This window comes from Pseudolysobacter antarcticus (assembly GCF_004168365.1).
Lineage (GTDB): Bacteria > Pseudomonadota > Gammaproteobacteria > Xanthomonadales > Rhodanobacteraceae > Pseudolysobacter > Pseudolysobacter antarcticus.
Genome location: NZ_CP035704.1, coordinates 4,057,642 through 4,073,322 on the forward strand (window position 1 = coordinate 4,057,642; position 15,681 = coordinate 4,073,322).

11 protein-coding genes are annotated in these 15,681 nt (G+C 56.6%); 2 read left to right on the forward strand and 9 right to left on the reverse strand.

What is annotated here, in order from left to right; genetic code table 11:
• Nucleotide 1: 1 nt before the first annotated feature.
• The 8 genes from ELE36_RS17380 to ELE36_RS17415 all read right to left on the reverse strand — a co-directional run bounded on the left by ELE36_RS17380 (nt 2) and on the right by ELE36_RS17415 (nt 10,848).
• Nucleotides 2-1,045: an AAA family ATPase gene (locus ELE36_RS17380; protein WP_129835535.1), complete on the reverse strand. Its 1,044-nt coding sequence runs from the start codon at nt 1,043-1,045 to the stop codon at nt 2-4.
• A 203-nt stretch (nt 1,046-1,248) separates the two neighbouring features.
• Nucleotides 1,249-2,415, reverse strand: coding sequence for an EAL domain-containing protein (locus ELE36_RS17385; RefSeq protein WP_129835537.1), 1,167 nt, complete (start codon nt 2,413-2,415; stop codon nt 1,249-1,251).
• Between the two features lie 112 nt (nt 2,416-2,527).
• Complete coding sequence (locus ELE36_RS17390) at nt 2,528-5,539, reverse strand: beta strand repeat-containing protein (protein ID WP_129835539.1); 3,012 nt, start codon at nt 5,537-5,539, stop codon at nt 2,528-2,530.
• A gap of 54 nt (nt 5,540-5,593) precedes the next feature.
• On the reverse strand, nt 5,594-7,861 hold the full coding sequence (locus ELE36_RS17395; protein ID WP_242512296.1) for a type IV pilus secretin PilQ: 2,268 nt from the start codon (nt 7,859-7,861) through the stop codon (nt 5,594-5,596).
• Nucleotides 7,862-7,878: 17 nt separating this feature from the next.
• Nucleotides 7,879-8,421: a pilus assembly protein PilP gene (locus tag ELE36_RS17400; protein WP_129835541.1), complete on the reverse strand. Its 543-nt coding sequence runs from the start codon at nt 8,419-8,421 to the stop codon at nt 7,879-7,881.
• Nucleotides 8,418-9,068, reverse strand: coding sequence for a type IV pilus inner membrane component PilO (locus ELE36_RS17405; RefSeq protein ID WP_129835543.1), 651 nt, complete (start codon nt 9,066-9,068; stop codon nt 8,418-8,420). Before ELE36_RS17405 ends, ELE36_RS17400 begins: the two co-directional genes overlap by 4 nt.
• Nucleotides 9,065-9,790: a PilN domain-containing protein gene (locus ELE36_RS17410; protein WP_129835545.1), complete on the reverse strand. Its 726-nt coding sequence runs from the start codon at nt 9,788-9,790 to the stop codon at nt 9,065-9,067. The genes ELE36_RS17405 and ELE36_RS17410 overlap by 4 nt, the downstream gene beginning before the upstream one ends.
• Nucleotides 9,790-10,848, reverse strand: coding sequence for a pilus assembly protein PilM (locus ELE36_RS17415; protein ID WP_129835547.1), 1,059 nt, complete (start codon nt 10,846-10,848; stop codon nt 9,790-9,792). The genes ELE36_RS17410 and ELE36_RS17415 overlap by 1 nt, the downstream gene beginning before the upstream one ends.
• A 248-nt stretch (nt 10,849-11,096) precedes the next feature.
• Between ELE36_RS17415 and ELE36_RS17420 the strand changes: the two genes are divergently transcribed.
• Nucleotides 11,097-13,604 carry a penicillin-binding protein 1A gene (locus ELE36_RS17420; RefSeq protein ID WP_129835549.1) on the forward strand — a complete coding sequence of 836 codons (2,508 nt, stop codon included), beginning with the start codon at nt 11,097-11,099 and terminating at the stop codon, nt 13,602-13,604.
• Nucleotides 13,604-14,245: a hypothetical protein gene (locus ELE36_RS17425; RefSeq protein ID WP_129835551.1), complete on the forward strand. Its 642-nt coding sequence runs from the start codon at nt 13,604-13,606 to the stop codon at nt 14,243-14,245. Before ELE36_RS17420 ends, ELE36_RS17425 begins: the two co-directional genes overlap by 1 nt.
• 92 nt (nt 14,246-14,337) lie before the next feature.
• Here ELE36_RS17425 and ELE36_RS17430 read toward each other — a convergent pair whose 3' ends face one another.
• A complete protein-coding gene (locus ELE36_RS17430) occupies nt 14,338-15,630 on the reverse strand; it encodes a citrate synthase (RefSeq protein ID WP_129835553.1) in 1,293 nt (430 codons plus the stop codon).
• Between the last annotated feature and the right edge of the window lie 51 nt (nt 15,631-15,681).

Consider the following 15,681-nt stretch of genomic DNA (forward strand, 5'->3'; position numbering starts at 1 on the left):
CTCAAGGCAAGGGCACACGTGCCAGCAGTTGCGCGATCAGGCGATCGCTATCGACGCCTTCGGCTTCGGCTTCGTAGGACAACAGCACACGATGGCGCAGCGTATCGGCGGCGACCGCATGGATATCTTCCGGCGCGACATAATCGCGGCCGTTGAGCCACGCATGCGCGCGCGCGCAGCGATCCAGCGCCATCGTGCCGCGCGGACTTGCACCGAAATTCACCCAGCGCTTGAGGTCGTCGCCATACAGCTGCGGCGTGCGCGTGGCGAGCACCAATTGCACCAGATATTCTTCGAGCGCGGGCGCCAGATACAACGACAATACCTCTTCGCGCGCAGCGAATATCTGCGCCTGCGTCAGCAAACGTTTCGGTGCACTGGTGGGGTGCAGTTCGGCGCGCGCGCGATTGCGCGTGAGCTTGAGAATCGCGGCCTCGGCGGTGGCGTCGGGATAACCGACACGCACATGCATGAGAAAACGATCAAGCTGCGCCTCGGGTAACGGATACGTGCCTTCCTGCTCGATCGGGTTTTGTGTCGCCATGACGAGAAACAACGGCGGCAACGGATAAGTGACGCTGCCCACCGTCACCTGACGCTCGCCCATCGCTTCGAGCAAGGCAGATTGCACCTTCGCCGGCGCGCGATTGACCTCATCGGCAAGTATGAAATTGTGGAATACCGGGCCGCGCTGGAATTCGAAACGGCTTTCCTGCGGACGATAGATTTCGGTGCCAGTAAGGTCGGCTGGCAATAGATCCGGCGTGAACTGGATGCGGTGGAAATCGCCTTCGAGGCGCGCGGCGAGTTCCTTGATCGCGGTGGTTTTGGCCAGCCCCGGTGCGCCTTCCACAAGCAAATGGCCATCGGCAAGCAAGGCGATCAGCAGGCGATCGACCAGCGCGGCCTGGCCGATGATGCAACGAGAAAGTTCGGTGCGCAGTGTTTGGAACGCCACTGAAAGGTTAGTTTCCTGCGCTGGAGTGATCCGATCAGGCGCGACGGGAGCGGGTGAGAGGTCGGAGGCGATATCAGGCATATCCATTGTGTCGGGCTAGGTTCTTGGGTTGATGTTCGCGTGCAGCGGCAAGCATGGTATCAATTGCGATGCGGTATTGTTTCAACGGCTTCGCGACACCCTATATTTCGCGCGATCATGCCGCGGGAAACAAGAGCAAGAGAGCAAGCCGGCTCGGCGTGCAGTTAGGACAGCGCCTGGGCGAAAAAGTTTAGCGGCGACAGCTTTGTTCAGGAAATGCTGGCGAGAAGCTCAGTTGAAGTGAGCGGTTTGCCAATCAGGAAACCCTGCGCGTAATCGCAGCCGAGCTGCCGCAGTTGCTGCAACTGGGCGTCGGTCTCGACTCCCTCGGCAACGATGTCGGCGTCGATCGCGCGTGCGACAGCGATAATCGCCTGCACCATGGCGAGACAACGCGGCTGATCCAGATCGTGGGTGAAATTCTGCTCCAGCTTGATGGTATCGAAAGCCAGCCGGTGCAAATGCGAAAAATTGGAATACTCAGTGCCGAAATCGTCTACAGCAACGCGAATGTTTACCGCGTGGCAGCGCTGAATAAGTTCTTCAATCTGGTGGTAATCCAGAAAAACGCTTTCGGTGACTTCGAGCCTGATCCATGCCGTATCGATTCCGTGTCTTACAGCGGAGGCAATAATCTGATCGACGAAGACTGCGCTGCTTAGGGCACGCCCAGAAACATTCAGCGCAATGTATGGCATAGGCGAGCAACCGCAATCCGCGAGCGCACGCAGTGCGATGCACACTCGTTGCAGGGCATAGTCGCCCAGCACCACGATCAACGAGGTTTCTTCCGCCAGCGCTATAAACTGCTTGGGCATGAGATCGCCGAGATCTACATGCGGCCAGCGCATGAGTGCCTCATAACCCACGATACGACCGTCGGCAATTGCGCCAATGGGTTGCCACAATATTTCCAACACGCCCTGCTCAAGTGCTTCACGCAATTGCGCTTCCAGACGAAGTTTGGCGATAGCGGAAGTCACAACGGAGGCGCTTGGATCGGTGTGCCCTGTATCAGCAATCACGTCCGACTCGATCAATTCCAAGGCGACTCGAAAGCGCGAAAGTTGTCGCTGTAACAGTGCGCGCACGATCGGATCGGTATTGTCCAATCGTTCTACAATTTGCTCACGCTTGATAATTTGCAGTACGCAGTCGGTCATTGCGCTTGCTGTCAATCGCCGCATACCGCCATCGATCAACTCCATTTCCCCGAACATTTCGCCGCTGCTCAGCGTAACGACTGGTATTTGAACTCCATCGCGACGAATGGAAATTTCGACACTGCCGCTCACAATCAGGAAAGCATCTAATGGCATATCGCCGCAACGATAGGCTTTTGCGCCTTTCTCAAGTGTCTTGCGGTACGAGCTCATCGAAACCAATACTCACAACAAAGACAGGAAAATTTTCCATCCCTTTTTAAGCAAACGGGGCCTCAATTCGGCCCCGCTTGTATTACTTCAGCAACTCAATATAGCTAGGGCATCAAGGGCATGATGCGGCGGTGCAAATAAAGTTCGCTGTGCAGGTGGCATCAGCCCCGGCGGTGAAATTGGCGTTCAGCCCGCTGGTAGTACCACAACCTCCGGTCCAGCCGAAGAATTGGGTTGCGCCGCTTGGAACCGCTTTCAGCGAGACTTGGGTTCCCTTGTCAAATGAGTATCCGCAACTTGCCGAGGTCGCTGTGCCGGCAATACTGCACCCACCCGACGATGGTAGCGTCAATTCCGTACCGGAAACGGTGACGCTCCCCTTGACTATGTGACCAGGATCTCCTGCATTCTGCAGATTCACGGTCACCTGTGTTTGCGGTATCGCATCACAGCCGGTGGCGGTCTTGTCGGTTAGGCAAATATCCCTACCGGTGACATTGACAATCGCGGTCGCCCCGTCTGCGGCGGTGAAGGTGCAGGTGGCGGTTTTAGGCGTTTTCGCCGCATCAAGACCAGTTGCGGAAATATCTACATGACTGGTACCTGCCGTTCCTGTCGGAAGCACTGCCGATGCTGCCGCCCCTTGCGTGCAGACTACACTTATCGCGACATTCTGAATTGCATTTCCATGATCGTCGGTAAGTGAAAGCAAGACTGAACCGCCATCGGTAAGCGCAGACGGTGACGCTTGCAATACTGGTGCACCGCCGACCGCGATCTTGACCGTTTTTTGCTGTCCATCTGCGGAGATAACCACGTCTGGCGCCGTTGTTCCGGTATTGGTCAAACCGCTGGTTACGACGATACCCGTCGCACAGCCGCTCGCGTCAGTCGGACTCATAAAGAAGCCGCTGGACTGACCCACAGCGGGAGGTGCTGGGGGATCGATGGTTGCGAAACCACTACCGGTATTCTCAAACGCGAAGCCAATCACTTGCTGTGCCATCGGTTGGATGAGCGCATCGGTCACGCAAACTAGAATAGTTGTAGTGGTATTGCCGACGATACTGGACGGTACCGATAGCACAGCTGGTGCAACGCCGGGATAACCGGAGGCGGCAACATCGCCAATAGTCTTCGTACCGCTCGCTGTAGTGGCAGTACCCTGTGCCCACACATAGGCATATTGGCCCAAATGCGACGCGGCATAGGTCATGGAAGCGGACGCGACACCCACTGAGTTCGTTGTGACAGCAGCCGTGATATTGCCGGCGGTAGCATGACCAATTACATATGGAATTACGCCAAAATTATTTACCGACACACCCGTGTCATCGTTAGGATTAAACGGTGATGCAACGGTGAGCTGGGTATCTGTTTCGACGGACTGAATTTTTCGCGAGCTTTCGAGATCACGATTGCCAATCGGCGCTGCATAGCCATCAAATGTTGTCGAGTGGCCAAACACAAGCAAGGTATCGCCTGGCCCCGCACCACCACCGGCTGTTTTGAAATGACCGCTAGCCAGATCTGTGAAGATCGTGCCATTTTCCTTCGGATCACCAGACGCGCCCGTGATGAGGAAGTTCCCCGAACCGAAATTTATGCTGTTCGAGGCAGGCGCATCCACCAGACCAAAATTGATTACGGTACCGGGTAACACCGGATTACCGGCTCGGTCCGTAGCAGTAGCGCTCTGGACAATGCTGTAAGTGGCATTAGGATCGCCGGGGGTGGTACTTGAGCTACTGACCTGACCTGATATCGAATTTACAGTGAGGCCATTGACCACCGGCGAGGAGATTGCGATGCTGAAAAGTTTGCCATCCGAAACGATCATGGTAATCGTAGCGCTCACGGGATCCTGTATGCCGGTATCCACATTGTTGTCGGAGCGATCAGCTGTTGCCTTTATCTGAATCGGACCAGTTTGTGTTCCAGCAATAAATACGACATTGGCAATACCGCCCGAAGTATGGGTTCGCACGCTTGTGGCACCCTGCGGGGACGACACACCGGCAGCGTTGACCGCGGACAAACTTGCGTGCCCCGGATTATCGCCAATGATATCGAATTGGATATTGTCATAAGCATTATTGCCAGAGCCTGGATCAGGAACCGGTACGGAGGCACCGGTCTGCACTACGGCAGTAATCGTCGAACTGCTAGTACCACCGGATGTGGATGTATATACCGCATTAGTTTGGGTGGATAGCGATACCGTAGCCGGCAGCGGAGGAACCGTGCTGACAATATTCACCGTGACGCTGGCACTTATCGTCTGACCACTATCGGGATCTACTGCGGTCACGATCAACGTCGCCACACCAGGAGTGCCCTGCGCATGGATGAATACCGTACCTTGTCCGCCGGTTACGTTTACCGGGCCACTGCCGAGCTCGGTCAGAAATTCGTTGCCCTCTGCAGTTGGCGGAATCTTGGTTGCACCAACCCAAGGCGTTGCTGGATCATCCAGTATCGAAAATGCCGCAATCTGCAATGGCGCTATTGAGGTATTGTCTTTTTCAGTACCGGTGATCAACTGACCACTCTGATGCCTGCGCGTAATTGTCACCTCGCCCATATACGGCGAACCAATAAACGGAAAATCACCAGCGTTTGGATTTAGCGGCAGGGTTATTGTGCTTGGGCTAAGAGTCAGGCGCTGATCAGTTGTGCTACCGCTAACAGTGATATCAACCGCAGTGCTAATAGTGGATTGCGCGGTATTTACAGTCGAGAAAACCAGATGAGCGCCGCCTGTGTTTACACCGCTACTGAATCGGAATGCAGCAACTCCTCCAGTAGTTACGCCACTAGCAGTCGAGCTACCTACCGTTGCGCTACCGTTCGTGATCACGCCAATTGCTGTCGGCGTTAGCAAGGCATTGATAGATGTGCCATCTTTGGCTAGTGAATTATCAGAATTCCTCGCCGTAATCGTGATATCCACGAAATTATTGGTTGATATCGTACCGGTTGCTGATGACGCCGTGAGTGACGCCACCTGTGCTGAACCTGGCGGTGGCTGAAATGCGCCACCCGTACCGCCACCACCGCCGCCACAACTTGTCAGTGTCAGGGCGATCAGCAGCAAGCTGAGCTTGTTGATCAAGGCCTTCATTATTTCGTCTCCGTGCTCGCGTAAGGGTTATATTTCCACCACAGCGGGCGGGGGTTATTTAAGGGTATCGCTAAGAATACGTGGGGTGACGAAGATCAGCAGCTCCGCCTTGTTGTTCGAGTTTGATTTATCGCGAAACAAGAGGCCAACAGCCGGCAGGTCGCCAAGAAAAGGTACCTTGTTTACATTTTCGATCTTGGTCGCTTCATACACGCCACCGAGCACGACGGTCTGGGCATTGTCTACCAGGACGGATGTATTGATTTCGCGTGTATCAATCTGCGGTACTACACCACCGCCAGGAATCGAGATGAACGAATTCAGACTGTCCTTTTTAACGTGCATGGCAAGATATACACGATTGTCGGCGGTAATCGTGGGAGTCACACGTAGCTCGAGCACGGCATCCTTGAACGCTACGGTGGGAAGCGCAGATGAACTTCCGGTACTGGCGGCCTGAATGGTCAAATAACCAATCTCGGTGCCCTGTTTGATGATCGCTTCCTGATTATTGGCCGTGATTACACGCGGACTGGAGATGACTTCGCTACGGCCTTCTTTTTGCGAAGCTGACAGCTCCAGATCAAGCAGATAGTCGGCTCCGAGAATCGCTAGGCCAAAGCTGCCTGACGGTGTCGACGCAGGTAGGTTGACGTTCAACGCGTTCGCCAGCGATGGCACCAGAACGCCGCCGCCGATCGCACCCGCTGCGCCAACTGGCAAGCTTCGCCCTGTACCTGTAGAACGACTCACAAGAGCGGCGTTGGTCATCTGGTCAGCACCGGAAAGCGTACCCGAGGTACTGATCACATTGCCGTTGCCATCCTGATGTGCGCCGCTGATGCCGAACTTGGCACCCAATTCACGTGAGAAATTATCCGACGCGATGACGATGCGCGACTCGATCAAGACTTGACGCACCGGACGATCGAGCAACGCAATGAGTTCGCGCACATCCCTGATGCGATCGGGCGTGTCGTTGACCAGCAAGGTATTAGTGCGCTCATCGAAAGACACAGTGCCGCGTTCGGAAAGGAAACCTCGCGCACTTGGAGCCGCTGAACCACCAGCACCGCCGGCTGTTGCGGTCTTGCTCTGATCCGTTAACAGTCCGGCGATATCCTTCGCGTGGCCATAACTGATCGGAATATAGTCTGAAATGAGTTCGGCTTGCTGCTCGAGTTTCTGCCGCGCGGCTGCAATGGATTGCTCCCGATCCGCGATTTGTTTCTGCGGAGCTACCCAGATCACGTTACCTTTGCGACGCTTGTCCAGATCCTTGGCTTGCAATACCAGATCCAATGCCTGATCCCACGGCACATTGATGAGACGCAAGGTGACATTGCCTTGCACGGTATCCGATACCACGATGTTGAGATCAGACACATCGGCGATCAACTGCAGCACCGAACGTGTCGGGATATCCTGGAAATTGAACGTGACACGGCTGCCGTTGTATTCCGGCTCCTGATTTTTGTCTTTCTTGTCCTTGGACTTGTCGCGCGGCAGCGCAATTTCGACGATGTACTGATTGCCCGTTTGATACGCGAGCTGCTCAAAAGGCGATGCGGCGCTGATCTCGATGCGCGCTCCACCGGCATTCGGTTTGATGTCGAGCGCATGCACCGGCGTGGCGAAATCCATCACATCCAGATGCTGCGCCAGCTTGGCGGGCAGATGTGCATTACGCACATCGATCACGATCTTGTCACCTTCGCGGCGCAAGTCCGCAGCAGCACCAGCAGCGGAAAAATCCACGATGATTCGACCTTCACCAGCTTTGCCACGGCGGAAGTCGATATTCGAAATATCCGGGCTGCCGGCAAGAGCGACTGATTTGGTCGGATCCGTGCTGGCCATTGCGGCCGTTACCGGCGTATTGCCGCCAGAAGTGCCCACAGCCAAGACCAGATTACTGCCTTCGACGCGCGTCTCATAAGTACTGGGATGGAACAGATCAACCACGACACGGGTACGTCCGCCGGCTTCAACAATCGAGATGCCGCTGGTGGCACCTGTGCCGATATCGATATGGCGTTGGGTAACAGCATTATGCGTTGCAGCCAGATCGAGGGCGATACGCGGCGGCGCTTCCGTCGCGAAAACCTGCGGCGGCGGCGGCGGCGTGGCGAGTTTCAAAGTGATCTCGACCTTGCCGCCCGGCAGAGCGACGTAACTGACATCTTGCAAGACGTTTTCCGCATATGCGGATACGCTCACACCGATGCCGAGCAACAATGCCAACAACACGCCCAAGCGCGGCATCGTGAGGCGGGTCAGCGCTCGCGCGTGTACATGAATTTTTTCAACGGTCGCGGTCATCTTGCACTCCCCAGCGTCTATTTCTCATCCATGGCGAGTGCCACTGGATGTTCCATCCAGCCACCGACGCCATTTGGCAGCAGTTCAACTAGATCAATGTGGTCTTCAGCAATCGAGTTAATGCGACCGTTGTTTTGGCCCATGTAATTGCGCGCGTGTACTCTGTGAATCACACCGTCAGGATCCTTGATCAAACCTTCCATCTGCGCTCCTGAGCCCAGCGTTCCCATCATTTTTAACGCATCCAACGGAAACGCCTCCAGCGCTTCGTGCGCATGATCATCCGGATGCAACCCGGCCTGCGTTACTGCTTGGGCCTGCTGCTGTTCTTCGATGCTCGGACTGAAAGGATCACGCAGATCCTGATCCTTATATTCGAAGTTCTCGAATGTCTTGATAACTGGCAAAGGGTCGAGCGGCGCGCCGCGCTTGGCTTTTTCCTGCGCGGTCCATTGTTCCAGATCAGCGGTGCCGGATGAGCACGCCGACAAAGTAAGGATCAAGGTCAGGGATGCGCTGCCGAGAATAAATTTCATGCTTTGCTGTGCGCGCATGTTCATTTCACTCCCGGCTTCGCAGCAGCATCTGCAGCTTCATCTTCTTCGACATAACGGTAGGTTTTGACTGTGCCCTCCAGCACCAGATCGCCCGAACCTCCGGCTTTGCCACGCGTGGGCGTGGTGCTCGGCTTCAGGGCTACATCGTGCATGGTCAAAATCACCACTCGCGGCAAAGTGGCGACACCGCTGATGAAATTGCCGAACTGATGATAGGTGCCGATCATGCGCAGCTTGATCGGTTTCTCTGCGTAAAACTCTTTCGGCGTCTCCGCACCAGGTTCGAACAATTCCGTTTCGATACCGGATGCCAGCGCAGTCTGCGAGATATCCTCCAGCAGCTTCGGCATTTCGGTTTTGCCAGGCAACTGACGCAACATCTGGCGCAAAATGGCCTCGATGTCTTTCAGCTGTTGCTCCAAAGCCTCAAGATTGACCACGCGGCTTTGTTTCTTGATGAAATCCTTGCGCAGCCCATCCTCCTGGATCACATAACGATCGAGCTCTTCTTGTTGGTTGCTGATTTTGAAATACCATCCCAAGAACAGAATCAGCACGAACAACAACACCGCAAAGAATGTCTTGATCGCTACCGGCCAAGCGCCAATATTATTTCGGTCCAGATTGCTCAGATCAGAAAAAAAGCTCATGACTTGCCTCCCGCGACAGGTGTGGCAGGTGTTGTCGGGGTTGCCGCCGCCGGTTTCGGAGTGGCAGATGCCGGCGGCGTGATGGGTGTTGTCGGCGGTGGAGCGGCTGGTGCTGCGGGCGGGTTTGCTGGCTTGGCCGGCGCAGCCCCACCCGTCGCATCTTGCTCCGTCTGTTCTGTTCCAGCCTTGCGCAATTTCACATCCAAGCCGAACAGGAAGCGATTTTTCTTGTCATCGCCTTTCGCCTCACTCTTTTTCAGATCCGCGTGCGACAACCACTGCGAAGCGTCGAGGCTCCTCATGTAATTGGCAACGCTGGCGTTGGACTGCGCATGCCCTTCCAATGTGAGAATGTCGCCGCTCTGTTTGAGCCCACTCAGTCGCGCACCATCCGGTATGGTTTTTACGAGCTCGTCAAACAGATGCACCATTTGCGAACGGTTGGCCTGCAGCTGCTCGATAATTTGCTTGCGCGCGAGCAAACGGGCTTTTTCCTTGTCGAGCTTGTCGATCTTGACGATCTTGGCATCAAGCAGCTTGTTCTCGCCTTCGAGATAATGATTGCGGGCTTGCTGGTTATCGATGCGCGAATCCATGAACAGCATCGCACCCAGAAAAACCAGCACTGCTGCCACAAGCGACGCGCCGAGCACCATGTAAAACTCGCGCTCGCGCTGTTTGCGTCGCGCTGCGCGCCACGGTAATAGATTGATTTTAGCCATCAGTCGAAGCTCCTGAGCGCGAGACCACAGGCAATCATCAGCGCGGGCGCATCCATAGCCAAGACCTGTGCCTGCACGCGCGGCGACAGCGACATATTGGCCAGCGGATTGGCAACCAGCGCATGCACGTTCAATTGGTTTTCAATCAAGTCGGTGACGCCGCTGATCGAGGCACAGCCTCCGGCGAGCACGATTTGATCAACCTTGTTGTATTCACTGCCGGCGAAGAAGAACTGCAGCAAACGACTGATCTGCTGCACCATTGCCTCTTTGAACGGTTCCAGCACTTCGATTTCATACGATTCAGGCAATCCGCCATGACGCTTGGCCTGACTGGCATCCTCGTACGACAGCGCGTAACGGCGCATCACTTCGTCGGTCAGCTGCTTGCCACCAAATACTTGTTCGCGCGAATAAATCGTGCGTCCGCCCTGTAGCACGATAAGCGTGGTCATGGTCGCGCCAACATCGACAACGGCGACCAGCGCATCGGCCGGCACGTTGTGTTGTGCCGCGATCAGCTTGTACGCGTTCTCCATCGCATAGGCTTCGACGTCGATGATCTTGGCGGTCAATCCACCGAGATCCAGCGCCGCAACGCGCAGATCGACGTTTTCGGTACGCGATGCGGCCAGCAACACGTTAACCATCTCGGGGCTGTCCTTGAGCGGCCCCAAAACTTCGAAATCCAGGCTGACTTCTTCCAGCGGATACGGAATGTACTGATTCGCCTCGATTTGGATCTGACCTTCCAGATCGTCATCGGACAAATCTGCCGGCATCGGAATGATCTTGGTGATAACCGCGGAGCCGGCAACCGCGGCGGCGGCAAACTTGGTCTTGGCGCCGGAGCGGTTCAACGCGCGTCGCAGTGCTTCACCGACGGCCTCGACCTCAACGATGTTCTTTTCGACCACAGCATTCGGCGGCAGGGGCTCCACCGCGTAACAATCCACGCGATAGCGTCCACCCGACTCGCTCAATTGGAGCAATTTCACAGCGGTCGAACTGATGTCGATGCCGACCAGCGGTGGTGTTCTAGTGCTCAGCAGCCCCACGGAATTCCCCTTGCTTACGCGCTCTTAGGAGCGAAACGTACACCATTACATTAAATCGGATGTGTGACTGAATGCAACGTTTTTTAAACGCCCCGGCAAATACATCGAATCCACAAGGACTTAACATCTCGTTTTGGAGCCATTAATCCGGCCAGCCGCACCGACCGTTCAGCAAGCTCGCGGCGTAGGCTTTATACTTTCCGCCCTAGCGATCAGCAGTTGATCGCCCATGAGCAGCCCCACTCTCCATGCGCTTGTTCCTAAGACTGATTCGATACGCGTTGATTCTCGCCGTCAGCGGAGTTCTGCTGGCCGTTATCGGCGTCACCGTGGCGTACTGGCTGATCGCGCCGGGCCTGCCTTCCGTGGAAGCGCTGCGCGATGTTCGCCTGCAGGTGCCACTCAGGGTGTACTCGGCCGATGACAAGCTGATTGCGACGTTCGGCGAGACCCGACGCATTCCGGTCAAGATCGCCAACGTGCCCACGCTGGTCAAGGAGGCGTTCATCGCGGTCGAGGATGCGCGTTTCTACGAACACCCGGGTTATGACTGGCAAGGCATCGCGCGTGCGGGTTGGTTGATGCTGAGCACCGGCAAGTTCAAGGTCGCTGGCGGCAGCACGATCACGCAACAGGTGGCGCGCAATTTCTTTTTCAGCTCGGAAGTGAGCCTCACGCGCAAGATCTCGGAGATCTTTTTCGCCGTGCGCATGGAACACGAACTCAGCAAGGACGAGATTCTCGAGCTGTATCTGAACAAGATTTTTCTCGGCAATCGCGCTTACGGTGTCGGTGCCGCCGCCGAGTTCTACTACGGCAAGACCCTCGATCAGCTGAGCCTAGCCGAATGCGCCGTGCTCGCATCGATCCCGAAGTTTCCGTCCAGCGGCAATCCGCTGAATCGCCGCGAACGCGTGCTGGAACGTCGCAATTACGTCCTGCAGCGTATGCTCGATAACAGCTTCATCAGCGCCGAACAGTTCAAGCAGGCCAGCACCGAAATCGATCAATCCTACGCTCACGAGCCGCCAATCGAGGCCGAAGCACCTTACGTCGCCGAACTGGTGCGCCAGGAAGCAATCAAGCGCTTTGGCAACGATGCGCTAACCGAAGGCTACGTCATCCGCACCACCCTCGATTCGCACATGCAGGATGGCGCCAATCGTGCTGTGCATGACGGTCTCATCAGCTACGATTTACGCCACGGTTTTCGTGGTGCCGAAGCACACCTGGACATCCATCCCGGCATGCAGCCGGCGGAGCTGGACAAACTTCTGGCGCTGTATCACCCGATTGCCGGGCTGGTGCCTGGCGTAGTAACCGAAAGCGCAGAAAAATCCGCCACGGTTTACCTGGTCGACAGCCAGAGCGTACCGATCGATCTCGAAGCCATCGATTGGGCGCGCCCGTATCAGGACGACAGCCATCGCGGCGCGGCGCCGAAAAAGGTCGATGCAGTACTCAAGCCCGGCGACGTGATTCGTCTCACGCGCAATGCCGATGGCAAGTGGAAACTAGCCCAATTGCCGCTCGCGCAAGCGGCGTTGCTGGCACTCAATCCTGCAAACGGCGCGATCAAGGCGATGGTTGGCGGCTTCAGTTTCGGTCGCAGCAAGTTCAATCGCGTGACCCAGAGCAATCGCAATCCGGGTTCAAGTTTCAAGCCGTTCCTGTATGCCGCGGCGTTCGATCATGGCTTTACTCCGGCCTCGATCATCAACGATGCGCCTTTGGTATTCGAAGATCCGTCCAAGCCAAACGGCCTGTGGACGCCGAAGAACGACGACGACAAATTTGAAGGTCCGATGCGCTTGCGCGAAGCGATGGTGCTGTCGAAAAACCTGGTCTCGATCCGCCTGCTCGATGCGATCGGTGTGCATTACGCGCGCGAGTACATCACGCGATTCGGCTTCACACCCGAGCAAATTCCCGAAAGCCTGTCGATGGCGCTCGGCACCGCATCGGTCTCGCCGCTAACCATGGCGCGCGGCTACGCGGTTTTCGCCAACGGCGGTTTTCTGATCGATCCGTATTTCGTCGACAGCATTTACGACCGCGACGGCAAGGAAGTTTTCCACGCGCATCCGGCGTTGGCATGCCGACGCTGTGCCGAGCGTGCGCAAGACAATGGTCGTGTGGTCAAGGTCGACCCTGCGGTCGTCGCCGCCAACGCCCTAGGCGTGATCGAACCGGCGACGGCGACAACGACCGCGGCGGCGCCAAGCGCCAATACGACCGCACCGAATCTCGCGCCGCGCGTACTCGATGCGCGCGTCGCCTACCTGATCGGCTCGCTCATGCACGATGTGGTTCGGCGCGGCACGGGGGCTGGCGCGATGGTGCTCAAGCGCAACGATCTGGCTGGCAAAACCGGTAGTACCAACGATCATCGCGATGCGTGGTTCAACGGCTATAACGCCGATCTCGTCACTGCGACGTGGGTCGGTTTCGACGACTTCACCTCGCTCGGTCGCGTCAACGGCGTCGGCGAATTCGGCGCGCAGGCCGCGCTGCCGATCTGGATCGATTTCATGCGCACGAGTCTGCAGGGCGTCAAAGAACAACCCTTCGAAATGCCGACAGGCATCGCCAGTGCGCGCATCGATCCGGACACCGGCACGCTCGCCTCCGGCAACGATACGCACGCCATACTCGAGGTGTTCAAGTCCGAGGATATTGCGCATCTGGCGGCGAATGAAAATACGCCGACCGAAACTTCGAAACAGGACGAGAAAGCCGCCTACGACGTATTCTGATGCGCCGCCACGCTCGCGAGCACGAACAAGATCACGGCACGTTGCGCACGCAGCAGCAACGTCGGCGCATCGCGGTCGAAGCGGCGCGGTTGATGAGCGAAGAAGGCATCCGCGATTTTCATCTGGCCAAGCGCAAAGCGGCGGCGCATCTCGGGATTTTCGCCGAAACCTATTTGCCAAAGAACAGCGAAATTGATGCCGCGCTACGCGAGCATCAGCGCCTTTTCCAAGCGGATACACAGCCGCAGCTTTTGCAGCAACGCCGCGAAGTCGCGCTCGAAGCAATGCGGTTTTTCGCCGCGTTCGAGCCGCGCCTAGTCGGTGCAGTGCTGGATGGCAGCGCCGATGAGCATTCGGCAGTTTGTCTGCATTTGTTCAGCGACGATCCGCGCACGCTGCAAAATCTACTCGATGAAAATCATATTCCGTACGACGAGGAATCGCGCTTCCTGCGACTGACTCGCGAAGACGCCGACGAATTCCCGGTGTATCTTTTTTCGGCGGACGAGATCGCTATCGACCTGACCCTGCTGCCACTCGACCTGCTGCGCCAAGCGCCGCTGAGCCGCATCGACGAAAAGCCGATGAAACGTGCTTCGCGCGGCGCGCTGGAACTTCTACTCGCCGAGAAAACCGACTGAATTGGTTGCCGAAAAATCCGATTCGCCAAAAGTCGAATCTCCATAAAAAAAAGCCCCGCACAAGTCGGGGCTTTTTAGTAACTCGCGAACGATCAGCGCGTAATGATCGGCTTGTACTCGCGAGTCGGTGCGCCGGTATAAATCTGGCGCGGACGACCGATCTTGGCATCGGCGGATTCATGCTGTTCCAGCCAGTGCGCGACCCAGCCGGCAGTGCGCGCAATCGCGAACATCACGGTGAACATTTCGGTTGGAATGCCGAGCGCCTTGTAGATGATGCCGGAATAGAAATCGACGTTCGGGTACAACTTGCGCTCGATGAAATACTCGTCCTTCAACGCGACTTGCTCCAGCGCCAATGCCACGTCCAGCAGCGGATCGGAGACGCCGAGTTCTTTCAGCACCTCGTGTGTCATTTCGCGAATGATGGTCGCACGCGGATCGAAATTCTTGTACACACGATGGCCGAAACCCATCAGGCGGAAACCAGAATTCTTGTCCTTGGCGCGATCCACCGCTTTGGCAACATTCTTGACGTCGCCGATCTCGGCGAGCATTTTCAGCACGGCCTCATTGGCGCCGCCATGCGCCGGTCCCCACAACGCGGCGATGCCGCCCGCGACGCACGCATACGGATTCGCGCCGGTGGAACCGATCAAGCGCACGGTCGAGGTGCTCGCGTTCTGCTCATGATCGGCATGCAGGATGAACAACAGATCCAGCGCCTTCGCCGCCACCGGATTGAGCTTGAGCGGCTCGCTCGGCACCTCGAACATCATCGTCAGGAAACGCGTCACGTATTCGAGATTATTGCGCGGATAGCGGATCGGCCAGCCGATCGAATAGCGATAACACGCCGCCGCAATCGTCGGCATCTTGGCCAGCAGGCGGATCGCTGAAAGGCGGCGCTGGGCCGGATCATTCATGTCCAGGCCGTCGTGATAAAACGCTGCGAGCGAACCAACCGACGCGCACAACATCGCCATCGGATGGGCGTCGTAATGAAAGCCGTTGAGGAAATTCTTCTGCGACTCGCGCATCATCGTGTGATGCGTCACCTCGTGGTCGAACGCGGTGAATTCCGCCTGCGTCGGCAGTTCGCCGTTCATGAGCAGATACGATACTTCGAGAAAACTCGACTGCTTCGCCAGCTGCTCGATCGGATAGCCGCGATACAACAGGATGCCTTGATCGCCATCGATGAACGTCACCGCACTTTTGCACGCCGCGGTCGACATGAAACCCGGATCGTAAGTGAAGTAGCCGGTCTCCTTGTTCAACTTGCCGATGTCCAGCGCCGGATCGCCCAAGGTGCCGGTAACAACGGGCAAGGTGGTGCTTTTATTGGACGCAGAATCGGTCAGTACAACGCTCTTGTCAGACACAGCAGCCTCCTGAGGCTTGGTTTCGGGCTATCGTTGACCGGCGTACAGCGC